The following is a 22242-nucleotide window of genomic DNA, read 5'->3' on the forward strand; positions in this document are numbered from 1 at the left end:
GGATCAACCCTTCATGCTGTCGATTTCGGCGACATTGATCGTGCTGCGGTTACGGAACAGCAGGACCAGGATCGCCAGGCCGATGGCGGATTCCGCCGCGGCCACGGTGAGGATGAAGAACACGAAGACCTGGCCGCCGACATCGCCGAAAAAGCGCGAGAAGGCGACGAAGTTGGTGTTCACCGCCAGGAGCATGAGCTCGATCGCCATGAGCAGCACGATCACGTTCTTGCGGTTGATGAACAGTCCGGCGACCGCGATGCAGAAGAGGATCGCGCCGAGGACGATGTAATGGGAAAGCGTGATCACTTGGCGTTCTCCTGCGTCGGATCGACAACCGGGGCCGGAGCCGGGCTGACGGAAGCCATGGTTTCGCTGGCGACCTTGACCACGCGGACGCGGTCGGTGGCCTGGACCACCACCTGCTGCGAGGCGGTCTGGTGCTTCACGCCCAGACGCTGGCGGAGAGTCAGGGCCACGGCGGCCACCACGCCCACGGTCAGGATCAGTGCGGCGATCTCGAACGGAAGCAGGAAGTCGGTGTACAGGGCCTTGCCCAGCCAGGCGACGTTGGACTCACCCGCCGGGTTGGGACCGAGCGTATGGGCGTGCATGGCCTTGACGCCGATCATCGCCAGCATTTCGACCAGCATGACCAGGGCGACGATGATGCCGACCGGCAGGTAGCGGATGAAGCCCTCGCGGACGACCTCCTGCTTGATGTCGAGCATCATGACGACGAAGAGGAACAGCACCATCACCGCGCCGACGTAGACGACGACGAGGGCGATGGCGAGGAACTCCGCTTCGGCCAGCAGCCAGACGCAGGCCATGCTGAAGAAGGTCAGCACCAGCGAGAGCACGGCATGGACCGAGTTCTTCACGGTAATGACCATCAGCGCGGCAATCACGGATATGCCGGCGAAGAGGTAGAAACAGATGAGTTGGAGCAGATCGGTATTCATCGCTTGTTCTCCGGGCGCCTCAGCGGTAAGCCGCGTCTTGCGCGCGGGCGGCAGCGATGTCCTGCTCGAAGCGGTCACCGATGGCCAGCAGCTGGCCCTTGGTCACCACGTTCTCGCCGCGATGTTCGAAGTGGTACTCGTGCACGTGCGTTTCGACGATGGAGTCGACCGGGCAGCTCTCTTCGCAGAAACCGCAGAAGATGCACTTGAACAGGTCGATGTCGTAACGCGTAGTGCGGCGCTGGCCGTCTTCCGGCCGCGGAGCCGAGTCGATCGTGATGGCCAGGGCCGGGCACACCGCCTCGCACAGCTTGCACGCGATGCAGCGCTCTTCACCGTTGGCGTAACGGCGCAGGGCGTGCAGTCCACGGAAGCGGTTCGACTTGGGGATGTGCTCGAACGGGTAGCGCATCGTGTACTTCGGGCTGAACATGTAGCGCATGGTCAGGCCCATGCCGGCGAACAGCTCGAGGAGCAGGAGGCTCTTCAGGTAATGGATAACGCGGGTCATGGCGATCAGGCTCCCGTGCCGAGGTGGACCCAGCCGAAATACTTCAAGCAGCCGGCGACGAGGACCCAGACGATGGTGATGGGGATGAAGACCTTCCAGCCGAGGCGCATGATCTGGTCATAGCGGTAGCGCGGGAAGCTCGCGCGGAACCACAGGAACAGGAAGGCGAAGATGAAGGCCTTGATGAACAGCCAGTGGAAACCGCCGTGACCGAGCAGGCCCCACGATTCCGGGAACGGCGACAGCCAGCCACCCATGAAGAAGATCGAGGTCAGGAAGCTGACCAGGATCATGTTGGCGTATTCCGCGAGGAAGAACAGCGCGAACGGCGAGCCGGAGTATTCGACGTGGAAGCCGGCGACGATTTCCGATTCGCCTTCCGCCACGTCGAACGGTGCGCGGTTGGTTTCCGCCACGCCCGAGACGAAGTAGACGACGAACACCGGCAGCAGCGGCAGCCAGTACCAGGTGAAGAAGTTGCCCGCCTGCGCGTTGACGATGGCCGAGAGGTTCAGGCTACCGGTGAGCACCAGCACGCAGACGATCGACATGCCCATGGCCAGCTCGTACGAGATGACCTGAGCCGCCGCGCGCATGGCGCCGAGCATCGCGTAACGCGAGTTGGACGACCAGCCGGCGAGGATGATGCCGTACACGCCCATCGAGGTCATGGCCAGCAGGTAGAGCACGCCGGCGTTGACGTTGGCGAGCACGACTTCCGGACCGAACGGCACCACCGCCCACGCGGCGAGTGCCGGCACCAGCGCCAGCAGGGGCGCAAGGTAATAGAGCACGCGGTTGGCGTTGGTCGGAAGGATGACTTCCTTCAGCAGCAGCTTGACGACGTCGGCGAAGGCCTGAAGCAGACCGGCGGGACCGACCTTGTTCGGCCCCATGCGGACGTGCATCCAGCCCAGCACCTTGCGCTCCCACCAGACGTACAGTGCGACGCCGATGACCAGCGGCAGCACGATCGCCAGGATGAAGAGGATCGGCAGCAACAGGTGGTCGAAGAGTTGATCGGCCATGGTTTACGCCTTGCTCACGGTAATGGCCGCGCCGTATGGGGGCAGCATGGCGGTTTCGGAATGCGCGGCTTCGATCCAGACGGCGCCGGCAGGCACCGCCGCGTCGAAAGCCACCGGCAGGACGACGTCGCCGATGCGCGCGTTGGCGCCATCGGTGAGACCGAGCTTGCCGGCCTCTTCCGCACCGATGCGGATGGCGGCGGGACGGTTCAGCGGATGCGCATTGAGCGCACCGGCACGACGAAGCACGGCGTCGCCGCGATAGATCGGCGTGGTGGCCAGACGCGAGAGCGAGACGCCGTTGCTGCGCGAACCCAGCACCTGGCGGACGTCCGAAGCGCGTTCGGTGAACCCTTCACGCAGACCGGCGAGGTCGTCGAATTCGAAGCCCGCCACGTTGAGCATCCCGCCCAGCGCGCGCAGCACCTTCCAGCCCGGACGGGCGTCGCCCGGTGCCTTCGCACCGGCGACGACGGTCTGCGCCGTACCTTCGACGTTGACCAGGGTCGCGTCGATTTCCGGCGTCAGACCGATCGGCAGGATCACGTCCGCCGAGTCCTTCAGGGCGTCGCTGGCGTAAGCCGCGAAGGCCACGACCGTCTGCGCCGAATGCATCGCCCGCTGCGCGAGTGCGCCATCGGCGAAATCGTGCGGCGGCTCGACGTTGTACAGGATGTAACCCTTACGGGCCTGGGCGAGCATGCCGCGCGCGTCCAGACCGCCAGCGGTCGGCAGGACGCCGACCGACGACAGGCCCAGCGCGTTGGCGCCGACCGGGATTTCGTTGAAGGCCGCACCGGCCGCCTGCGCGATGAAGCGAGCGATGGCACGCAGCCACGAGGCTTCCGGATGGGTGACCGCGGCGTGGCCGAAGATGACCACCGCGTTCTCGCCGAGCGCCTTGAAGGCGTCGCGGTGCGCGTCGGTCGTCTCCACGCCGTTCAGTGCGGACGCCAGCGACTCCGGCATCGAAGCGCCGTTCTCACCGGCCGCCTTGGCCAGGATCAGCAGTTCGTTCACCAGCGCGTGCGGCGCGGCGACCGATTCACCGGCCAGCGGGTAGTTGAAGTTGAAGTGGGCCGGATTGACCGCGTACACCCTGGCGCCCTTCTTCACCGCCTGACGGAGGCGATGGTTGAGGAGCGGCACTTCATGGCGCAGGTCCGAACCGACCAGCAGCGCGGCCTTGACCTTGTCGATCGAGGCGATCGGCGAGGCGAACGGCTTCGCGAACGCGTTATCCGCGAAGTCGAGCTGACGCAGGCGGTGATCGACATGGGCACTGCCCAGGCCGCGTGCCAGCCGGACGATCAGCTCGCCCTCCTCGTTCGACGTGGCGCCGTTGACCAGCACGCCGAGTTCGGCGCCGGAGATGCTCCTGAGCGCTTCGGCGGCGACAGCCAGCGCGTCGTCCCAGGTCGTCGCCGACCACTGGCCGTTGCGCTTGACCATCGGGGTTTTGACGCGGTCCGCCGCGTACAGGCCCTGATGGCTGTAACGGTCACGGTCCGAGAGCCAGCACTCGTTGATCGTCTCGTTGTCGCGCGGCACGTTGCGCAGCACTTCGCCGCGGCGCGTATGCATCCACAAGTTGGAGCCGAGTGCATCGTGGTAGGCGATGGACGGACGCGCGATCAGCTCCCACGCGCGGGCCTGGAACTGGAACGGCTTGTTGGTCAGCGCGCCGACCGGGCAGACGTCGATGATGTTGCCCGACAGTTCGCTCTCGATGGTCTTGCCGATGTAGGTGCCGATCTCGAGGTTTTCACCACGGCTCATGCCACCCAGTTCGTACGTGCCGGCGATCTCGCTGGTGAAGCGGACGCAGCGCGTGCACTGGATGCAGCGGGTCATCTCGGTCGCGATCAGCGGGCCGATGTTTTCGTCGGCGACGGTGCGCTTGCGCTCGTTGTAACGCGACACCGAGCGGCCGTAACCCAGCGAGACGTCCTGCAGCTCGCACTCGCCGCCCTGATCGCAGATCGGGCAGTCGAGCGGATGGTTGATCAGCAGGAATTCCATCACGTTGCGCTGCGACTTCAGCGCCTTGTCCGAGCGCGTGAAGACCTTCATGCCCTCACCCACCGGCGTGGCGCAGGCAGGCGCGGGTTTCGGCATCTTCTCGATTTCCACCAGGCACATGCGGCAGTTGGCGGCGATCGGGAGCTTGCGGTGGTAGCAGAAGCGCGGGATGGCGATACCGACGGCGTCGGCCGCCTGGATGATCATCGACCCCTTGGCTACCTGCACCGGAACGCCGTCGATCTCGACGTTGACGAGGTCCGGCGCGGCATTGGCTACGGGCTGCGCACTCATGCAGCGACTCCAGTGGTGACCGTGTCAGCCGGACCGTCGACGATCGAACGGCCATGCTTCACGTAGTATTCGAATTCGTGCCAGAAGTGGAACAGGAAGCCCTGCACCGGCCACGCCGCGGCTTCGCCGAAGGCGCAGATGGTGTGACCTTCGATCTGACCGGCGATCGCCTTCAGGCGATGCAGGTCGTCTTCCGTGCCCTTGCCTTCGACGATGCGCGACAGCACGCGGTGCATCCAGCCGGTGCCTTCGCGGCACGGGGTGCACTGACCGCACGACTCCGCCATGTAGAAACGCGAGATGCGGTGGCAGGCGCGGACCATGCAGGTGGTCTCGTCCATGACGATCACGGCACCGGAACCCAGACCCGAACCCGCCTTCTGCAGCGAGTCGTAGTCCATGGTGCATTCCATGATCTTCTCGGCCGGCAGCACCTTCATCGAGGAGCCGCCCGGGATCACCGCCTTGAGCTTGTTGCCGTTGCGCACGCCACCGGCCAGCTGCAGCAGGTCGGCGAACGACGTGCCCAGCTTGATCTCGAAATTGCCCGGGTTGGCCACGTGGCCGGATACCGAGAAGATCTTCGGACCGCCGTTATTCGGCTTGCCGATGTTGAGGAACCACTCCGCGCCGTTGCGCAGGATGGCCGGCACCGAGGCGTAGGTCTCGGTGTTGTTGATCGTGGTCGGGCGACCGTACAGGCCGAAGCCGGCCGGGAACGGCGGCTTGAAGCGCGGCTGGCCCTTCTTGCCTTCGAGCGATTCCATCAGCGCGGTTTCTTCGCCGCAGATGTACGCGCCGGCGCCGAGCGCGTTGAAGATGTCGACATCGATGCCGGAGCCGGCGATGTCCTTACCCAGCAGGCCAGCCGCGTAGGCTTCCTTCAGGGCTTCTTCGATGTGCTCGAACGGCTCGTGATGGAACTCGCCGCGCAGGTAGTTGTAGGCGACGGTCGAGCCGGTGCAGTAGCAGGCGATGGCCAGGCCTTCGAGCACCGCATGCGGGTTGAAGCGCAGGATGTCGCGGTCCTTGCAGGTACCCGGCTCGGATTCGTCCGAGTTGCACAGGATGTACTTCTGGCCGGGTGCCGTGCGCGGCATGAACGACCACTTCAGGCCGGTCGGGAAGCCCGCGCCACCGCGACCGCGCAGCGCGCTCTTCTTCAGTTCTTCGATCAGCGCGGCGGGATCCGGCTTCTCGGCCAGGATCTTGCGCCAGGCCTTCCAGCCATCCATCTTCTCGTAGCTTTCGAGCGCCCACGGCTTCTCGAAATGCAACGTCGTATAGACGACCTGGTGTTCCTGCGGTGCGGGTCCGACCGGACCAGTGGTGCTAGCCATTGCCCTTACCTCACTTCAGACCGTCGAGAATGGCGTCGACCGATTCGGCCGTCAGCTTCTCGTGGTAATGACCATTGACCACCATCATCGGCGCGCCGGCACACGCGGCCAGGCATTCCTCTTCCTGCTTGAGATAGATGCGGCCGTCGGCGGTGCTCTCGCCCGTCTTGATGCCCAGCTTCTTCTCGCACTGACGCACGATGCCTTCGGCACCGTTCAACCAGCACGAGATGTTGGTGCAGATGGCGACGTTGTTACGACCGACGGGCGTCGTCTCGAACATCGAGTAGAAGCTCGCGACTTCGTACGCCCAGATCGGCGGCAGGTCGAGGTACTTGGCGACGGCGGTGATCAGCTCGTCGGTGAGGTAACCGACGTTCTGCTCCTGCGCCGCCATCAGCGACTGGATCAGCGCGGAACGCTTGCGATCCGGCGGAAACTTGGACACCCAGTGATCGATGTGCTGACGGGTGTGATCGTTGAGCACGGCGAGGGGATCGACGTCCTTGACCTGCTCGAATTGACCGGTGGCTTTCATGATTCAGTTCACTCCGTCGACTTAGCGGTCGACTTCGCCGAAAACGAGATCGTAGGTGCCGATCATCGCGACGACGTCGGCGAGCATATGGCCCCTCACGATCGCGTCCATGGAGGACAGATGCGCAAAGCCGGGCGCGCGCAGATGCACGCGGAAGGGCTTGTTGGCACCGTCGGACACGAGGTAGCAGCCGAATTCGCCCTTCGGCGCTTCGACGGCGGCATAGGTTTCACCGGCCGGCACACCATAGCCCTCGGTGAAGAGCTTGAAGTGGTGAATCAGCGCTTCCATGTCGTTTTTCATCTCTTCACGACTGGGCGGAGCAACCTTGTAGTTCTGCACCATCACCGGGCCCGGGTTGGCCTTCAGCCACGCCACGCACTGCTTGATGATGGCGTTCGACTGGCGCATCTCCTCGACGCGGACCAGGTAGCGGTCGTAGCAGTCGCCGTTGACCCCGACGGGGATATCGAAGTCCATGTCCGCGTACGCGGCATACGGCTGCTTCTTGCGCAGATCCCAGGCGATGCCCGAACCGCGCAGCATGGCGCCGGTCATGCCCCAGGCCTGGGCCTTCTCGGGCGGAATCACACCGATGCCGACCGTACGCTGCTTCCAGATACGGTTGTTGGTCAGCAGCGACTCGTATTCGTCGACGCGCGCCGGGAAGTCGTTGGTGAACTCGGTGAGGTAGTCGAGCATCGAGCCTTCGCGCCAGGCATTGAGGCGCTTGAGGTCGCCGCCCTTGTGCCACGGCGACTCGCGATACTTCGACATCTGCTCCGGCAGGTCGCGATAGACGCCACCCGGACGGTAATACGTGGCGTGCATGCGCGCGCCGGACACCGCCTCGTAGACGTCCATCAGCTCTTCGCGCTCACGGAACGCGTAGAGGAAGACGGCCATGGCGCCGAGATCGAGTGCGTTCGAACCCACCCACATGAGGTGATTGAGGATGCGGGTGATCTCGTCGAACATCGTGCGGATGTACTGCGCGCGAACCGGCGCCTCGATACCTAGGAGGTTCTCGATGGCGCGCACGTAGGCGTGCTCGTTGCACATCATCGACACGTAGTCGAGGCGGTCCATGTAACCGATGGACTGGTTGAACGGCTTGGACTCGGCGAGCTTCTCGGTGCCACGGTGCAGCAGGCCGATGTGCGGATCGGCGCGGACGATCGTCTCGCCGTCCATCTCCAGCACGAGGCGCAGCACGCCGTGCGCAGCGGGATGCTGCGGGCCGAAGTTCATCGTGTAATTGCGAATTTCTTCCACGGCTTAATTCTCCCGCCAGTGATCGGCGGATTCCGCCCTGGCCTGATCGAGATCGGCGTCATTACGGATCGTGCGCGGAACGAGCACGCGCGGTTCGATCGAGACCGGTTCGTAGACGACACGCTTCTGTTCGGGGTCGTAGCGAACCTCGACGTTGCCGATGAGCGGGAAGTCCTTGCGGAACGGATGGCCGACGAAGCCGTAATCGGTGAGGATGCGGCGCAGATCGGGGTGACCATCGAAGATGATGCCGAACAGATCGAACGTCTCACGCTCGAACCAGTCCGCGCCCGGGAAGATCGGCGTGATGGACGGAACGACCGGGAACGCGTCGTCTTCGCAGAACGCGCGCAGGCGAATGCGCTGGTTCAGCTCGATCGACAGCAGGTGGATGATCGCGGCGTAGCGGCGCGGCTGCTCGACGTTGCGCGGACGCTCCGCCCACGTGAAGCGGCCGGCGCTCTGGCCTTCGACGCCGCGCGAGAAGCTTTCGCCGTGCGCGGTGTCCGTGTCCCACTCGGTCTGGCCGTAGCTGAGGTAGTCGACACCGCACACGTCGATGACGATGGTGAAGCGAAAGCCGGCTTCGTCGCGCAGCGCGGTGGCGACGGCGGTCATGTCGCGCGGAGACACCTCGGCGGTGACCTCGTTGCGCTCGACCTTCACCGTCAGCATGTCACCGAAACGCGCGGCGAGCCGTTCGACCAGCGAGGTCTCGTTAGTAACACTCATGTTCGAAGCCCTGTTCAGCGCGCGATCGTGTGGGTGCGGCGGATCTTCTTCTGCAACTGCAGGATGCCGTGGATCAGCGCTTCGGCCGTCGGCGGGCAACCCGGCACGTAGATGTCGACCGGCACGATGCGATCGCAGCCACGAACGACCGAATACGAATAGTGGTAATAGCCGCCGCCATTGGCGCAGGAGCCCATCGAGATGACCCACTTCGGCTCGGGCATCTGGTCGTAGACCTTGCGCAGCGCGGGGGCCATCTTGTTGACCAGCGTACCGGCGACGATCATCACGTCGGACTGGCGCGGGCTGGGACGGAAGACGACGCCGAAGCGATCGAGATCGAGGCGCGCGGCACCCGCGTGCATCATCTCGACGGCGCAGCAGGCCAGACCGAAGGTCATCGGCCACATGGAACCGGTGCGGGCCCAGTTCATCAGCGCATCGATGCTGGTCACGCCGAAACCGCGGTTGACGACCGGTGCGTCACCATTGGGGCGCAGGATGTCGTCGACGAGGTTGAGCGGCGCCGGGTTGTGCATCACCCGGTCGATGGTGGTCATCACTCCCATTCGAGTGCTCCCTTCTTCCAGACGTAAGCAAAGCCGACGACAAGCAGCGCGAGGAACAGCGCCATCTCGACCAGGGCGATCAGGCCGATCTTGTCGAACACCACCGCCCACGGGAACAGGAAGGCGATTTCGAGATCGAAAATGATGAAGAGGATGGCGATGAGGTAGTAGCGCACGTCGAACTTCATGCGCGCATCTTCAAAGGCCTCGAAGCCGCACTCGTAGGGCGAGAGCTTCTCCGCGTCGGGACGGCGGGGACCGGCAAGCATGCCGAGCGCCATCAGGACGATACCTAGGCCAACGGCCACGGCAATGAACAACAGGACGGGCCAATATTGGGCAAGCACGATGCTGCGTACCTCCGCGCCTCACTGGGCGCATCAGTGACCGTCGGCGGGGACGAGCGGTCCGGCTAGGGTCGCCGGAGTTTTTTTCGGATCGATCCAAATGGATCGATCCGAGCCGACGCGACGGGCGCGCCAACGACTCCGGATATCCACAATCTCACGTTGGGGAACCGAACTATTGTACCAGTGCGTGCAGGTATACCTACAAGCCTTAATGCGGGAAAAACATCACCGCGTGAGGCAAAAACCTCACCCCATGCATGCAATCGCAGCGTTTTGCGGCGGGAAGACCTCGGAAGGGCGCCGGATGCGCCCTCCTCTCACATGGTCTGGGTCGGACGCTCGGAGGCGAGGCTACCGGCGAGAAGGGCCTCGATACGCTGACGGGCGGCTTCGCTCTCAGACGATTCGTTGAACTGGATCCCGACGCCGGCCGTACGATTGCCCTGCGCGCCGACGGGGGTGATCCAGACGACCTTGCCCGCGACCGAAAGGCGCTCGTTTTCGTCGATCAGGGTGACCAGCAGGGCCACTTCGTCGCCCAGGCTGTAGCGCTGCGCCGTGGGCGCGAACAGGCCGCCGGTCTTGAGGAACGGCATGTAGGCGACGTAGAGCGCGTTCACATCCTTGATCTTCAGCGAAAGGATGCCCTGACGCGGCGAGGAGACGTTGGCGTTCATGCAAGCGGTTTCCCTGTAATAGCGGCCATCCTAGCTAGCCGATGGGCCGGGCCACAAGCCCGACTGGCTCCGGATCCTGGCATGCCCAGCCATAGTGGTCGTAGATCCAGGGCGTGGACAAGTCGGCGGTGAGCTTCACGAAAGCCGGACCCGGCGCATCGCGCAGCCGCAGCAGCCAGCCGTCACCCGAGGATTCCAGCGGCGCCTCGCGCCACGGCCACGCGACGACACCCTGCCCGTCCGCCAGCACGACGCGCAACCGGCGGCGCGCCAGCACGCCCGGCCGCCACGGCAGGAGCAGGGATCCGACACCGGGCGCCGCGGCAGGCCGGTCGAAGCGCTCGGGCCGCGACGCCACGCCGAGCATGCGTTCGCGACTGAGCGCCATCTGAGTGTGGTGTTCGAGCACGGCGGCCAGCTTGGTGGCCTGCCGCTCGGCATCGAGGTCGGGCACCCACAGGTCGTCGGGCGCACTGCGCTCCGTGCCGTGCACCATATAAGTGAGTACGTCCGCCATTGAACCGGCCGCCGACAGCGCCAGCCGGGCAAGAACGTGGGCGGAGCCGTGATCCGGGTGGGTATCGCCCAGATCGGGAATCACCACCAGGGTCGGCCGGACCCGCTCGATCACCCGCCGGACGGCGGTCACGGCGGCGGTATGCCGCCGCCTGAGCTCATCGGTTACCTGCATGTCATGCCAGCCCAGCGCATGCAACTGGTCAGGCGGTACACCCAGGCGCCCCAGGGCCCCGGCCACTTCGAGACGACGTCGCGCACCCCAGCGGGCACGCGCCGGTGCATCGATGATCACGCGCCGCTCGACCCAGCGCTGCGGCCAGGGGTTGTCGTCGCCATCGGTCAGCAGGAGCACGTCGGCCCGCCCGCCCATGGCCAGGGTGCGCTGGATCAGCATGCCCGCGGCGAGCGACTCATCGTCGGGGTGAGGCGCAACCACCAGAAGCCGGGTGGCGCCGTCGATGACGGGGTCACGATACAAAGGGTCTTTCCTCACACAAGTGACGGGCACGACCATTAGGACCGAATGGCCGGTAAGGCCGCGTCAACGCCAGGCGGCAAGCAGTTCGAGAAGAATGAGGTCGACACGCAGCGGACCGCGCAGGGCGTCGCGGGCCCGGTTGACCCGCCCGTACCAGTGGTCCAGTGCCTCGTCGTCGAGCTGACTCTCGAGCGGCGCGGGCTTTCCGGCCGTACGCGCACGCAGCTCGTCGGTCACCGCCTGCGCGGCGAACCAGAGATAGCGCGCCGGCTGCGCGGCCTGCCAACGCTTGATGACCTCCATGGCGTCGCCTCGGCCCGCGGCAAGCGCCTTCAGATCGTTGCGTACCTCGGAGCGCTGTTTGAGCGCACCGTCGGCGGACCACTCGCGCGCCATGCCGGGGTTACCGCCGGCCGCCTCGAGCGCGGCCGGCGCGTCGGAGACGCCTTCGGCGCGTAGCCAGGCCAGCGACACCTCGCGCGAGGGAACCAGGAAATCGATGCGCTGGCAGCGGCTGCGGATCGTCGCCGGAAGCCGCGCGGGCTCGTCAGCCACCAGGATCAGCAGCGTTGCCGGCGTGGGTTCTTCCAGCGTCTTCAGCAGGGCGTTGGCGGCGGCGGCGTTCATCGCGTCGGCCGGATCGACCGTGGCGATCTGCCAGCCGCCGAACTGACTCGACATCGCCAGCCGGGCCGACAGGTCGCGGATCTGGTCGACCACGATCTCGCTTCGGGTGACGCCGTCCTTGCGCAGGCCGAACGTCAGCGTCACGACATCCGGATGGGTGCCGGCGGCCACCAGGTGGCAGCTGCGGCAGATACCGCAAGGTACGCCATCGACCGGTTGCTGACAGAGCAGGCCCTTGACGAATGCCGCCAGAAAATCGCGCTTGCCCAGCCCCGCGGGCCCGGCCAGCAGCAGCGCGTGCGGCAGCGCATCCCGCTCGCGGCGGGCCTGCATGCGAGCCCAGGCGTCCTCGTGCCAGGGGCGCGACGTCACGCGGTCACCGCCGCGATGACGTTCATGGCCCGGATCCGGCTGCGCTGGAGTGTCGTCACTGGCATCGCTTCAACTGGTAGCAGGCCACGGCCCGGTTATGTTCTTCGAGGGACGACGAGAAGACGTGGCTGCCGTCGCCTTTAGCGACGAAATACAGCTCCTTGCCGTCCGCCGGATGCACCGCCGCCAGGATCGCCGCGCGCCCTGGCAGCGCGATCGGCGTCGGCGGCAGACCTGTCCGCGTGTACGTATTGTAGGGGGTGTCGGTCGTGAGGTCGCTCTTGTGGATGCTGCCGGCGTACGACGCGCCCATGCCATAGATCACCGTCGGATCCGTCTGCAGCAGCATCCGGCCTTCGAGACGACGCACGAAGACGCCTGCGATTCGCGGACGCTCATCCGCCCTGCCCGTTTCCTTCTCGACGATCGAGGCGAGGATCAGCGCCTCGTAGGCGCTGGCCAGCGGGAGATCTTTCGCGCGACCGGCCCAGGCGGCATCGAGCGTCTTGCCCATCGCCACATACGCTCGCTTGAGGATGCTCGACTCCTTGTCGTCTTTCACATAGGCATAGGTCTCGGGGAGGAAGCGCCCTTCCGGGTTGTCGCCCTCCGGGGCGCCGATCAGGCGCATGATCGCCGCATCGTCGAGGTCCGCGGTGTCGTGGGTCAGCGTCGGCACCGCCGCGAGCGTGCGACGCAGGTCGGCAAAGCTCCAGCCATCCACGATGGTCAGGTTGCGCTGCAGGACACGGCCATTGGCCATGTCGCCGATGAGATCGCGCGGCGTCATCCCGGGACGCAGGGCGAACTCGCCCGCGTGCAGGCGGCCCGAGGCGTGCATCTCCATGGAGAGCACGCGCCAGTACAACGAGGGCGCCGCGGTCGCATGGCGGTCGCGCAGGTCACGCACGATGTCCCTGAATGACGCACCGCGTGCTACGTCGATGCTCTGCCCGGCGGCGGGAATCGCCAGCGGGGTACGGGCGAAACGCGCCCAGTCGAACCACAGCCAGGACCCGGCGGCGATCGCCGCGACCAGCACCACCAGCAAAATGACACGCCAGAGGGCGATGCCGCGCACTTTCATCGATCGGAATCCTCGAAGCCGACAGGCAACGGCAGGCCCAGACGTCCCCAGTGCGCCTGAAGCGCACGCGTGACGGGACCGGGCTGCCACGACCGGGTCGCGAAGACCCGAACGGGAAGCATGCCCCGAACGGCCGACGTGAGGAAGACCTCGTCGGCTTCGGCAAGTCGCAAGGGGCTGATCGGAGCTACCTCGACGTTGCGAATGGCGAGCACTTCGGCACGCGCCACACCGGCGACACCGCAGCGATCCACCGGTGGCGTCACCAGTCGCCCATCGAAGACAGCAAACACGTTGGCGGCGGTGGCACAGACAACGTCGCCGCGATCGTCGAGCATGAGACCCTCGGTCCAGGTGGCATCGGACCATTCGGCACGGGCCAGCACCTGCTCCAGACGATTGAGATGCTTCATCCCGGCCAGCAGAGGCTGCGTGGCGAGGCGGGTGTCGCAAAGACGGACGGAAACACCCTCCGCGTAGGCGCCGGCATCCAGCGACAGCGGAGCGACCTGCACGACCACGCGTGGCCGTTGCGGCTGTGGCGGCGCATACCCGCGCATGCCATCGCCACGGCTGAGCGTGACGCGGACCACCGCATCGCTCAGGTCCGTGGCAAGGCGCTCCACTTCAGCGAGGATCGCATCCACGTCCGGCACGGGCATGCGCAGGCGCGTGCAACCATCGCGCAGCCGGGCCACGTGCCGCGGCCACAGCGGGACGCGCCCGTCGACCATGCGTAATGTTTCAAACACCCCGTCGCCGTAAGTGAAACCCCGGTCGGCCGCCGGGATACGGTCGCCATCGACGAAATCCACGGAAACGCGCGCGCTCATCCGGCGCCGAACACCCGCAGCAAGCCGCGCGCCTTGGCCCGCGTCTCGTCGAGTTCCTTCTCCGGCACGGAGTCGGTCACGATGCCCGCGCCCGCACGGAACGAGACCTCGGTCCCTTCGACGGTCAGGGTACGGATCAGGATGTTGAGATCCATGTCGCCCTGGTCATCCAGATAGCCCAGCGCGCCCGTGTACGCACCACGCGCCTCCTGCTCCAGTGCGCCGATGATCTCCATGCACCGAACCTTCGGACAACCGGTGATCGTTCCGCCAGGGAACGTCGCCGCGATGATCTGTCCGGGCGTGATCCCCTCGCGTGCGCGACCCGACACGTTGCTGACGATGTGATGCACGTGAGCGTAGCTCTCCACCACCATCAGCTCGTCGACGCGGACGCTGCCCGGCACGCAGACACGCCCGAGATCGTTGCGCTCGAGGTCGATCAGCATGACGTGCTCGGCACGCTCCTTCGGATGCGAGGTGAGTTCGCGAATTTTCTCCACGTCGTCATCGCCGGCGACACGCGGTCGCGTACCGGCGATCGGCCGCGTCTGCAGCACGCCGCCGCGCGACTCGACCAGGCGCTCGGGTGACGAACTGACGATGGCCCAGCCCGGTTGCTGCAGCAGCCCGGCGAACGGCGCCGGATTGGCCTTGCGCAGCGCGAGCATCAGGCTGGCCGGTAACGGCGCCTGGGCGAAACGCGCACACCAGCGCCGTGAGAGATTCACCTGAAAAACGTCGCCCGCACGCAGGTGCTCGTGGATACGCGTGACGCCATCGAGGAAACGTCGTGGCTCGTCTTCGTCGACGGCGAGCGGCGTCGCCAGCGCCATCGACGGGGCGTCAAGCGCGAGATCGCTCTCAAGACGATCGAGCCACTCCGGGGCCGTTTCTTCCGCGACGAGAACGGTGCGCCGCTCGATGTGGTCGACCACCGCGGCGGCTGGCGCACGCAAGGCGATGGCCACCGGTGCCGCACCGTTCGATGCCGGCAGATGCAGGCCCGGCTCGATCTGCCCCACCAGTTCGTATGCCAGATATACGACCCAGCCGCCGTGAAACGGCAGGCCGTCATCGACACGCGGCCTGCGACGTCGCGACCACGCCGCATCGAGCGCGTCGAGAAAGCTTCCCTCGATGACATCGCCGCGTGCATCGCGAACGACACCGTCCGCGTACAGCGTGAGGGATTCGGTGCCGGCGGCAAACAGGATGTCGAAACGCGATTGCGGCGTTCCGGTGACGGCACTGGCCAGCAACGCCGGATAGCGCGCCGGATACGACGCGGCCGGCGCGAGGAGATCGCGCCGGCCGGCCAGGGTTCGCGTGACGAAAGCCAACGCGTCAGACGCGACGGAAGACGAGCGTACCGTTGGTTCCGCCGAAGCCGAACGAGTTCGATACGACGACGTCGATGTCGGCCTTCTCCGCTTTGTTCGGCACCAGATCCATGCCGAGCGCGGCGACTTCCGGATCCACGTTCTCGAGGTTCATCGTCGGCGGCATGATGCCGTCGCGAATCGCCATGATCGAGAAGATGGCTTCGACACCACCCGCGGCACCCAGCAGATGACCGGTGACGGACTTGGTCGAGCTGACCGAGAACGCGCCCTGCTTCGTGGCGTGTTCGCCGAACACGTTGCGGATGGCCCTGGCTTCGCCCAGATCGCCCACCGGCGTGGAGGTACCGTGCGCGTTGACGTAGCGCACGTCTTCGGCGGTCAGGCCGGCGTCGTGCAGTGCGTTGCGCATGGCCAGTTCCGCACCGTCGCCGCTCGGCGCGGTGATGTGGTACGCGTCGCCGCTCATACCGAAGCCGACGAGCTCGGCCAGGATGGTGGCACCGCGCGCCATGGCGTGCTCGTATTCCTCGAGCATCAGCATGCCGGCGCCATTGGACAGCAGGAAGCCGTCGCGACCGGTGTCCCAAGGACGGCTGGCGTGCGCCGGGTCGTCGTTGCGCGTGGACATGGCCTTGGCCGAGCAGAAGCCCGCCATCGCCGTCGGCGTCGTGGCGAATTCCGCACCGCCGGCGATCATCGCATCGGCATCGCCGTACTGGATCAGACGCATGGCCATGCCGATGTTGTGCGCGGCGGTGGTGCATGCCGACACGAGCGCGATGTTCGGGCCCTTGAGGCCGTGGTAGATCGACAGGTTGCCGGCCACCATGTTGATGATGGAGCTGGGCACGTAGAACGGCGACACCTTACGGGGACCCTTCTCGTGAAGCTCGAGCGCCGTGCCTTCGATCGTGTGCAGGCCACCGATACCGGCGCCTGCCGCGACACCGATGCGGCCCGCGTTTTCATCGGTCACCACGAGACCCGACTGACGGAACGCATGCGTGCCGGCGACGATGCCGTAGTGGATGAACGGATCCATCCGCTTGAAATCCTTGGCGACCGAACGACGCTCGTCGTCCGGCGTATCGGTACCGACGAAGAAGGCGTCGACAGGATCGAACCCCTTGACCTCGCCCGCGATACGGGTGCTATAGGCGCTGGCGTCGAATTCACTCACCGGACCGATGCCGGTATTGCCTTCGACCACATTCTTCCAGGCGGTGGCGACATCGTTGCCGACCGGCGAGATGATGCCCATACCGGTCACTACCACACGTCGTTTACTCATGCGTTCTCATCCTCAACTGTTCCCGCGCAAACCATACGCGGGCGCAGGTTGCGTTTGCCGCAAACGAAAACTGCGCCGTAAGGCGCAGCTTCCATGTCGCTCGGAGATCGACGGGAGGCGACGCCTCCGATCGACAACCAGCCGGTAGATGTGGATCAGGCCTTGACGTGGGCCTTGACGTAATCGACCGCCTGCTGAACCGTGGTGATCTTCTCAGCTTCTTCGTCCGGGATCTCGCACTCGAACTCTTCTTCGAGGGCCATCACGAGCTCAACGGTGTCGAGCGAATCGGCGCCGAGATCGTCCACGAACGAAGCGTTGGTGGTGACTTCGTCTTCCTTAACGCCCAGCTGTTCAACGACGATTTTCTTGACGCGCTCTTCGATGGTGCTCATGTTGCCTTTACCTCCCGAGGGAAAAATCCGGCGGCATTGTAGTGGCTAAGGACCAGGCCCGCCAACACACCGCCGCCACGTGAATAACGTCCGACTTTTCTGAGCCGGACGCGAAAAAGAGATTGTCTCTCAAAAACGGGCCGGTGGCGACTGCCGCCGGCCCTGCCCCATCAGGGCATGTACATGCCGCCGTTGACGTGGAGCGTCTCGCCGGTGATGTATTTCGCCGCGGGCGAGGCCAGGAAGGCCACGGCTTCGGCGATATCCTCCGATTCACCCAGGTGCCCCAGGGCGATGCCGGCCAGCAGCGCCGTGCGCTGCTCCTCCGGCAGGGCGCGGGTCATGTCGGTGTCGATGAAACCCGGCGCCACCACGTTGACCGTGATGCCACGTGAGCCGATCTCGCGGGCCAGCGACTTGGAGAACGCGATGATGCCCGCCTTGGCGGCCGCGTAATTGGCCTGACCGGGGTTGCCGGTGACGCCCACGACCGAGGCGATGCTGATGATGCGACCCTTGCGTGCCTTCATCATGCCGCGCATGACGGCCTTGGACGTACGGAACACCGAGGTCAGATTGGTCTCGATGATCGCGCTCCAGTCGTCTTCCTTCATGCGCATGAGCAGCTGGTCGCGCGTTATGCCGGCGTTATTCACCAGGATGGAAACAGCACCGGTCTCCCTGGCGACCGCGTCGATCAGCGCCTCGATCGCGGCAGGGTCCGTGACGTTGAGCACGCGGCCGTGGCCGCCGTGCGGCGCGAGGCGCTCGCTGATGGCCTGCGCACCGGCCTCGCTGGTGGCCGTACCGAAAACGATCGCGCCGAGCGCGGCGAGCCGATCGGCGATCGCCGCGCCGATACCGCGACTGGCGCCGGTGACGAGGGCGACTTCACCCTTCAGGGACTGGGTCATGGAGTGCTTGTCCTGTCGTACTTAAGAAAGAAGAAGGGCCGGATCAGGCCTGCACGGCCGCCAGGGCGGCATCGAGGTCGGCAGGCGCGCCGATGGGCTTCGCCTCCACCGACTTGTCGATACGCTTGATAAGACCCGCCAGAACCTTGCCCGGACCGCACTCGAGCGCCTGAGTCACCCCGGCGGCGGCCAGCGCCTGGACACATTCGGTCCAGCGTACCGGCAGGTAGAGCTGGCGCATCAGCGCCCCACGAATGTCCTCGACCGAGGTGTGCGCCGCGGCGTCGGCGTTCTGAATCACCGGAATCGACGGCATCGACCACTCGATGGCGGCCATCTTTTCGCCGAGGCGATCGGCGGCATCGCGCATCAGCATGCAATGCGACGGCACGGAAACGGCCAGTTTCACCGCCTTCTTCACGCCGAGCTCGGCAAGACGCGCCAGAGCGCGGTCCACCGCCTCGGCGTGACCCGCGATCACCAGCTGGCCCGGCGAGTTGAAGTTGGCCGGAGCGACGACCTGCCCCTGGGCCACTTCTTCACAGACCTGGGCGATCTGGGCGTCGTCGCCACCGATGATCGCAGCCATGGCGCCCACGCCAGCCGGCACGGCGGCCTGCATCAGGCGGCCACGCTCGGCGACCAGCCCGGCGGCATCCTTCAGGGACAAGGCGCCCGCGGCGACCAGCGCGCTGTACTCGCCGAGGCTATGGCCGGAGAGGAAGGCCGGCATGACACCGCCCTGCTTCACCCAGACACGCCAGACGGCAACGCTGGCGGCCAGGAGTGCCGGCTGCGTGTTCTCGGTGCTGTTGAGCTTTTCTTCCGGGCCGTTCTGGCTGATGTCCCACAGATCGACACCGGCGCCCGCGGAAGCTTCGTCAAAGGTGGCACGGACTTCAGGGTGCGCGGCGGCGAGGTCGGCAAGCATGCCGACGGACTGCGAACCCTGGCCAGGGAAAACGAAGGCGAGCGAGGCGCTGGATGAGGTCATTCGAGACGATTCCGGGACTTCAAACCGCGAATGGTGCAGCAACCCGGAGGCGATTGCACCATTCGCAGGCGTGTGGTGGCGTCGGAGTCAGTCGTTGCCGCGTCACCGATCAATACCTCAGAAGCGCGGACGCCCAGGTAAACCCGCCGCCGAACGCCTCGAGCAGCAGATTCTGCCCGCGCTTCACCTTGCCCGACCGGACGGCGTAATCGAGCGCCAGCGGCACCGAACCCGACGAGGTGTTGGCGTGCTTGTCGACCGTGACGATCACGCGGTCCATCGACATGTTCAGCCGCTTGGCCGTTGCCTCGATGATCCGAAGGTTGGCCTGGTGAGGGATCAGCCAGTCGACCTGGTCCTCGGTCATGCCCGCGTCGGCGAGCGTCTCACCGACCAGCGCGTCGAGCGTCTTCACCGCGACCTTGAACACCTCGCGGCCAAGCATGGTGATCTTCACCCCATGGTTGGGCGCGTCGGTGAAGCCGACGGATACGCCGACCGGGTTGAACAGCAGATGCTTGAATCCGCCGTCGGCGCGCATGCGCGTCGTGTAGATGCCCGGTTCGTCGGACGCATCGAGAACGACCGCGCCGGCGCCGTCACCGAAGAGAACGCAACTCTCGCGCTCGGTCCAGTCGACCATGCGGGTCAGCGTCTCGGCACCGATCACCAGCGCGCGCTTCGACTGTCCGCTGCGAATGAACGCATTGGCCACGCCCAGGGCGTAAACGAAGCCCGAGCAGGCCGCATTGACGTCGAACGCGGCACAGCCGTTGGCACCCAGCCGGTGCTGAACCAGACAGGCGGTGGACGGAAAGATGAGATCCGGCGTCGTCGTACCGACGACGATCAGGTCGATGTCGCTGGCCTTGACGCCAGCCGCCTCGAGCGCACGCTGCGCGGCAAGGAAGGCGAGATCGCTGGTGGTTTCGCCGTCCGCGGCGATGTGGCGCTCGGTGATACCCGTGCGCGTGCGAATCCATTCGTCACTGGTGTCGACGATCTTTTCGAGGTCGGCATTGGTGACCACCCTGTCGGGAAGTGCGCTGCCGGTGCCTATGATGCGGGCGTATTTCAGAACCGTATCCCCATCGTGATGGTGTTTCGGAAACGCAAAACGGCGCGTTGCCGCGCCGCCTGCGTTCTGATCATCCCTGGCGGGACGGATCAGTCTTCGACTTCAACCGCGCCGCGGGTGTCGATGACCTTCTTACCACGGTAGAAGCCGTCCTTGGTCACGTGGTGACGCAGGTGGACTTCGCCGCTCGTCGGGTCGGTCGACAGCTGAACGGTGGTCAGCGCATCGTGCGAACGACGCATGCCGCGGGTGGACGGGGTCTTGCGGCTCTTGGCAACGGCCATGGCGAATCTCCAGCGAAATTACTTAATGAGTCCGCGGAGTGCCGCGAACGGGTTTTCGGTCTTTTCCGGCAAGGGTTCTTCTTCCTCACCGGCTCCAAGCATGTCGTCGGGCAACTCATAGTCCGGATTGACCGGGACCAGGGGCAGCACCAACAGCAGTTCATCTTCGATCGTCGCGATGGGATTGAGCTTGCCGTCGTCTTCGACCAGCAAAGCCTCGTAACCCGGCGGAAGCCCGGCTTCCTCACTCTCACGCACGATCAGTCCGAGACGCGTATCGACTTCGACCGGCAGCACGAACGGCTCGAGCGATCGCTGACAGATGAGTGTCAACGGTGCTGTCGCACGGACGGCTACGTACTTCGTGCCGAAGTCGTCGGTGCCGAAGTCCAGTTCGTAGGTCACGTCACCCTCGGTGGACGCGATGACTTCTCCGAGACGGGTGAAAACCGACACGGGAAGCTGACCCTGAAACGAACGCCGCGCACGAACTTCGCGCCAAGCGTCCACGGACGATGGCAAAGTCACGGACATAATCGGGAAATGGTAGGCATCAACACCCTTGAAGTCAACCGGTTAGGCGGTCGAATGTGGGACACAGGGCGGTTTTGCGCAGTCGCGGGGCTTTCGTGCAGACTGCCATGCCTGGTTCCCGATTGCCGCCACCAGCCCCCAGGAAGGAAGAGGTCGCGTGTTTTCCGTTGCATATTATGCACTTGCCATCGTCTTTGCGCTAGCGGTCGGGCTCTCCGTATGGGTGCTCCGCCACCAGCGGACGCGCCGACGCCACGGCGCCCTGCAGAGCCTGATGGACAACGCCGACCGGCTGGAGGCGGATCTGAAGGATTGCCGGGATCGCCTTCAGCGTGCCCATGCGGTGATGTCGGTCAGCCCCGACCAGCCCGCGGCAGGCGAGATCGAGGCTCAGCAGGCCGTGGACTCCGGACTGCGCGCCCTGCTCCAGCAGCGGCTGTGGATCCGCGACCGCGGGCCTGACGCCAGCCAGCGCGAGCTCGATGAGGCGGTGGATGCCCTGGTCCGCGCCCGCCAGCAGCTGGAACCCCGCCTGCGTGCCCTCGACGACGCCCAGACCGCACTCGACACGGCCGTGCGCGAACACATTCACAAGGAATTCTGACGTGCCCTCCCCGATGGTCGTCCTCGCATCGACCTCCCACTACCGGGCCGGCCTGCTGCGGCGCCTGCTCGATGACTTCGGGCAAGTTTCGCCCGGTACGGATGAAGCAGCCCTTCCCGGCGAAGCGCCCGCCTCCCGCGCAGCCCGTCTGGCGGAGGCGAAAGCGCGCGCGGTCGCCGCCCTCCGCCCCGGCAGCGTCGTGATCGGATCCGATCAGGTCGCCGATCTCGACGGCACCGTGCTGGACAAGCCCGGCACCGTCCATCAGGCCCACCGGCAGCTCGCCGCGAGCTCGGGCCATGACGTGGTCTTTCACACGGCCGTCTGCGTCATCGATGCGCAAGGCGACGCACTGACCCACGTCGACGAAACCCGGGTGACGTTCCGAACCCTCACCCAGGCGGACATCGAACGCTACGTGGAACGCGAGCGGCCACTCGACTGCGCGGGGAGCTTCAAGTGCGAAGGACTGGGTATCGCCCTGTTCGAGCGCATCGTCAACGAAGACCCTACGGCGCTGGTCGGTCTGCCGCTGATCGCGACGTCACGCCTGCTGCGCGCCGCGGGCGTCGAACTCCCCTGAGC

General features: G+C 65.6%; 26 protein-coding genes. 2 read left to right on the forward strand and 24 right to left on the reverse strand.

Going from position 1 to position 22242, the window contains the following annotated elements; genetic code table 11:
• Nucleotides 1-3: 3 nt before the first annotated feature.
• The 24 genes from nuoK to FA85_RS02845 all read right to left on the reverse strand — a co-directional run bounded on the left by nuoK (nt 4) and on the right by FA85_RS02845 (nt 20975).
• Entirely contained in the window at nt 4-309 is a 306-nt protein-coding gene (gene nuoK / locus FA85_RS02730; RefSeq protein WP_036112219.1) for an NADH-quinone oxidoreductase subunit NuoK, read from the reverse strand.
• The gene (locus FA85_RS02735; protein WP_036112216.1) at nt 306-965 is read right to left on the reverse strand and encodes an NADH-quinone oxidoreductase subunit J; all 660 of its coding nucleotides are present in this window, start codon (nt 963-965) and stop codon (nt 306-308) included. The genes nuoK and FA85_RS02735 overlap by 4 nt, the downstream gene beginning before the upstream one ends.
• A gap of 19 nt (nt 966-984) precedes the next feature.
• Nucleotides 985-1476 carry an NADH-quinone oxidoreductase subunit NuoI gene (gene nuoI, locus FA85_RS02740; RefSeq protein WP_036112213.1) on the reverse strand — a complete coding sequence of 164 codons (492 nt, stop codon included), beginning with the start codon at nt 1474-1476 and terminating at the stop codon, nt 985-987.
• Between the two features lie 5 nt (nt 1477-1481).
• A complete protein-coding gene (gene nuoH, locus FA85_RS02745; protein ID WP_036112211.1) occupies nt 1482-2504 on the reverse strand; it encodes an NADH-quinone oxidoreductase subunit NuoH in 1023 nt (340 codons plus the stop codon).
• Nucleotides 2505-2507: 3 nt separating this feature from the next.
• Complete coding sequence (gene nuoG / locus FA85_RS02750) at nt 2508-4820, reverse strand: NADH-quinone oxidoreductase subunit NuoG (protein ID WP_036112209.1); 2313 nt, start codon at nt 4818-4820, stop codon at nt 2508-2510.
• A complete protein-coding gene (nuoF, locus tag FA85_RS02755; RefSeq protein WP_036112206.1) occupies nt 4817-6160 on the reverse strand; it encodes an NADH-quinone oxidoreductase subunit NuoF in 1344 nt (447 codons plus the stop codon). Before nuoF ends, nuoG begins: the two co-directional genes overlap by 4 nt.
• Nucleotides 6161-6170: 10 nt before the next feature.
• Nucleotides 6171-6698 (reverse strand): NADH-quinone oxidoreductase subunit NuoE, encoded by a 528-nt coding sequence (nuoE, locus tag FA85_RS02760; RefSeq protein ID WP_036112204.1) that lies wholly within the window; start codon nt 6696-6698, stop codon nt 6171-6173.
• Nucleotides 6699-6719: 21 nt separating this feature from the next.
• The gene (locus FA85_RS02765; protein WP_239709167.1) at nt 6720-7949 is read right to left on the reverse strand and encodes an NADH-quinone oxidoreductase subunit D; all 1230 of its coding nucleotides are present in this window, start codon (nt 7947-7949) and stop codon (nt 6720-6722) included.
• 27 nt (nt 7950-7976) lie between these two features.
• Complete coding sequence (locus tag FA85_RS02770) at nt 7977-8705, reverse strand: NADH-quinone oxidoreductase subunit C (RefSeq protein ID WP_036112199.1); 729 nt, start codon at nt 8703-8705, stop codon at nt 7977-7979.
• Nucleotides 8706-8719: 14 nt separating this feature from the next.
• Nucleotides 8720-9274 (reverse strand): NuoB/complex I 20 kDa subunit family protein, encoded by a 555-nt coding sequence (locus FA85_RS02775; protein WP_036112197.1) that lies wholly within the window; start codon nt 9272-9274, stop codon nt 8720-8722.
• Nucleotides 9265-9621 carry an NADH-quinone oxidoreductase subunit A gene (locus FA85_RS02780; protein ID WP_036112196.1) on the reverse strand — a complete coding sequence of 119 codons (357 nt, stop codon included), beginning with the start codon at nt 9619-9621 and terminating at the stop codon, nt 9265-9267. The genes FA85_RS02775 and FA85_RS02780 overlap by 10 nt, the downstream gene beginning before the upstream one ends.
• Before the next feature lie 320 nt (nt 9622-9941).
• A complete protein-coding gene (locus tag FA85_RS02785) occupies nt 9942-10301 on the reverse strand; it encodes a PilZ domain-containing protein (protein WP_036112194.1) in 360 nt (119 codons plus the stop codon).
• A 34-nt stretch (nt 10302-10335) separates the two neighbouring features.
• Nucleotides 10336-11298: a PIG-L deacetylase family protein gene (locus FA85_RS02790; protein ID WP_051943472.1), complete on the reverse strand. Its 963-nt coding sequence runs from the start codon at nt 11296-11298 to the stop codon at nt 10336-10338.
• A gap of 63 nt (nt 11299-11361) precedes the next feature.
• Nucleotides 11362-12297: a DNA polymerase III subunit delta' gene (gene holB / locus FA85_RS02795; protein ID WP_036112192.1), complete on the reverse strand. Its 936-nt coding sequence runs from the start codon at nt 12295-12297 to the stop codon at nt 11362-11364.
• A gap of 55 nt (nt 12298-12352) precedes the next feature.
• On the reverse strand, nt 12353-13384 hold the full coding sequence (gene mltG, locus FA85_RS02800) for an endolytic transglycosylase MltG (RefSeq protein ID WP_036112189.1): 1032 nt from the start codon (nt 13382-13384) through the stop codon (nt 12353-12355).
• Nucleotides 13381-14217 (reverse strand): aminodeoxychorismate lyase, encoded by an 837-nt coding sequence (gene pabC / locus FA85_RS02805; RefSeq protein ID WP_036112186.1) that lies wholly within the window; start codon nt 14215-14217, stop codon nt 13381-13383. Before pabC ends, mltG begins: the two co-directional genes overlap by 4 nt.
• Nucleotides 14214-15560, reverse strand: a complete 1347-nt coding sequence (locus FA85_RS02810; protein ID WP_051943469.1) for an aminodeoxychorismate synthase component I — start codon at nt 15558-15560, stop codon at nt 14214-14216. Before FA85_RS02810 ends, pabC begins: the two co-directional genes overlap by 4 nt.
• 4 nt (nt 15561-15564) lie before the next feature.
• Nucleotides 15565-16854, reverse strand: a complete 1290-nt coding sequence (gene fabF, locus FA85_RS02815; protein WP_036112182.1) for a beta-ketoacyl-ACP synthase II — start codon at nt 16852-16854, stop codon at nt 15565-15567.
• 155 nt (nt 16855-17009) lie between these two features.
• A complete protein-coding gene (gene acpP, locus FA85_RS02820) occupies nt 17010-17249 on the reverse strand; it encodes an acyl carrier protein (RefSeq protein ID WP_029213434.1) in 240 nt (79 codons plus the stop codon).
• 170 nt (nt 17250-17419) lie between these two features.
• Nucleotides 17420-18163 carry a 3-oxoacyl-ACP reductase FabG gene (gene fabG / locus FA85_RS02825; RefSeq protein WP_036112177.1) on the reverse strand — a complete coding sequence of 248 codons (744 nt, stop codon included), beginning with the start codon at nt 18161-18163 and terminating at the stop codon, nt 17420-17422.
• Nucleotides 18164-18206: 43 nt separating this feature from the next.
• A complete protein-coding gene (gene fabD, locus FA85_RS02830) occupies nt 18207-19157 on the reverse strand; it encodes an ACP S-malonyltransferase (RefSeq protein WP_036112174.1) in 951 nt (316 codons plus the stop codon).
• A 109-nt stretch (nt 19158-19266) separates the two neighbouring features.
• Complete coding sequence (locus tag FA85_RS02835; RefSeq protein ID WP_036112171.1) at nt 19267-20235, reverse strand: beta-ketoacyl-ACP synthase III; 969 nt, start codon at nt 20233-20235, stop codon at nt 19267-19269.
• A gap of 89 nt (nt 20236-20324) precedes the next feature.
• Entirely contained in the window at nt 20325-20519 is a 195-nt protein-coding gene (gene rpmF, locus FA85_RS02840) for a 50S ribosomal protein L32 (RefSeq protein WP_036112167.1), read from the reverse strand.
• Nucleotides 20520-20537: 18 nt separating this feature from the next.
• On the reverse strand, nt 20538-20975 hold the full coding sequence (locus FA85_RS02845; protein WP_308847004.1) for a YceD family protein: 438 nt from the start codon (nt 20973-20975) through the stop codon (nt 20538-20540).
• A 235-nt stretch (nt 20976-21210) separates the two neighbouring features.
• Here FA85_RS02845 and FA85_RS02850 point away from each other — a divergent pair, with 235 nt between their 5' ends.
• Together FA85_RS02850 and FA85_RS02855 are read left to right on the forward strand one after the other, a co-directional pair.
• The gene (locus FA85_RS02850) at nt 21211-21657 is read left to right on the forward strand and encodes a hypothetical protein (RefSeq protein WP_036112160.1); all 447 of its coding nucleotides are present in this window, start codon (nt 21211-21213) and stop codon (nt 21655-21657) included.
• Nucleotides 21658-21670: 13 nt separating this feature from the next.
• Nucleotides 21671-22240 carry a Maf family protein gene (locus FA85_RS02855; protein ID WP_036112157.1) on the forward strand — a complete coding sequence of 190 codons (570 nt, stop codon included), beginning with the start codon at nt 21671-21673 and terminating at the stop codon, nt 22238-22240.
• The last annotated feature ends 2 nt before the right edge of the window (nt 22241-22242 follow it).

It is taken from the genome of Luteibacter mycovicinus, from assembly GCF_000745235.1.
Classification (GTDB): Bacteria; Pseudomonadota; Gammaproteobacteria; order Xanthomonadales; family Rhodanobacteraceae; genus Luteibacter; species Luteibacter mycovicinus.

Bases quoted from the DNA above. Each gene is read 5' to 3' on its own strand.
- nuoG (WP_036112209.1), bottom strand. From the start codon at position 4,820: ATGAGTGCGCAGCCCGTAGCCAATGCCGCGCCGGACCTCGTCAACGTC.
- FA85_RS02770 (WP_036112199.1), bottom strand. From the start codon at position 8,705: ATGAGTGTTACTAACGAGACCTCGCTGGTCGAACGGCTCGCCGCGCGT.
- acpP (WP_029213434.1), bottom strand. From the start codon at position 17,249: ATGAGCACCATCGAAGAGCGCGTCAAGAAAATCGTCGTTGAACAGCTG.
- rpmF (WP_036112167.1), bottom strand. From the start codon at position 20,519: ATGGCCGTTGCCAAGAGCCGCAAGACCCCGTCCACCCGCGGCATGCGT.
- nuoI (WP_036112213.1), bottom strand. From the start codon at position 1,476: ATGACCCGCGTTATCCATTACCTGAAGAGCCTCCTGCTCCTCGAGCTG.
- FA85_RS02735 (WP_036112216.1), bottom strand. From the start codon at position 965: ATGAATACCGATCTGCTCCAACTCATCTGTTTCTACCTCTTCGCCGGC.
- nuoE (WP_036112204.1), bottom strand. From the start codon at position 6,698: ATGAAAGCCACCGGTCAATTCGAGCAGGTCAAGGACGTCGATCCCCTC.
- fabF (WP_036112182.1), bottom strand. From the start codon at position 16,854: ATGAGTAAACGACGTGTGGTAGTGACCGGTATGGGCATCATCTCGCCG.
- pabC (WP_036112186.1), bottom strand. From the start codon at position 14,217: ATGAGCGCGCGCGTTTCCGTGGATTTCGTCGATGGCGACCGTATCCCG.
- mltG (WP_036112189.1), bottom strand. From the start codon at position 13,384: ATGAAAGTGCGCGGCATCGCCCTCTGGCGTGTCATTTTGCTGGTGGTG.
- FA85_RS02785 (WP_036112194.1), bottom strand. From the start codon at position 10,301: ATGAACGCCAACGTCTCCTCGCCGCGTCAGGGCATCCTTTCGCTGAAG.
- nuoF (WP_036112206.1), bottom strand. From the start codon at position 6,160: ATGGCTAGCACCACTGGTCCGGTCGGACCCGCACCGCAGGAACACCAG.
- FA85_RS02765 (WP_239709167.1), bottom strand. From the start codon at position 7,949: ATGAACTTCGGCCCGCAGCATCCCGCTGCGCACGGCGTGCTGCGCCTC.
- nuoH (WP_036112211.1), bottom strand. From the start codon at position 2,504: ATGGCCGATCAACTCTTCGACCACCTGTTGCTGCCGATCCTCTTCATC.
- fabG (WP_036112177.1), bottom strand. From the start codon at position 18,163: ATGACCCAGTCCCTGAAGGGTGAAGTCGCCCTCGTCACCGGCGCCAGT.
- fabD (WP_036112174.1), bottom strand. From the start codon at position 19,157: ATGACCTCATCCAGCGCCTCGCTCGCCTTCGTTTTCCCTGGCCAGGGT.
- FA85_RS02855 (WP_036112157.1), top strand. From the start codon at position 21,671: ATGGTCGTCCTCGCATCGACCTCCCACTACCGGGCCGGCCTGCTGCGG.
- FA85_RS02775 (WP_036112197.1), bottom strand. From the start codon at position 9,274: ATGGGAGTGATGACCACCATCGACCGGGTGATGCACAACCCGGCGCCG.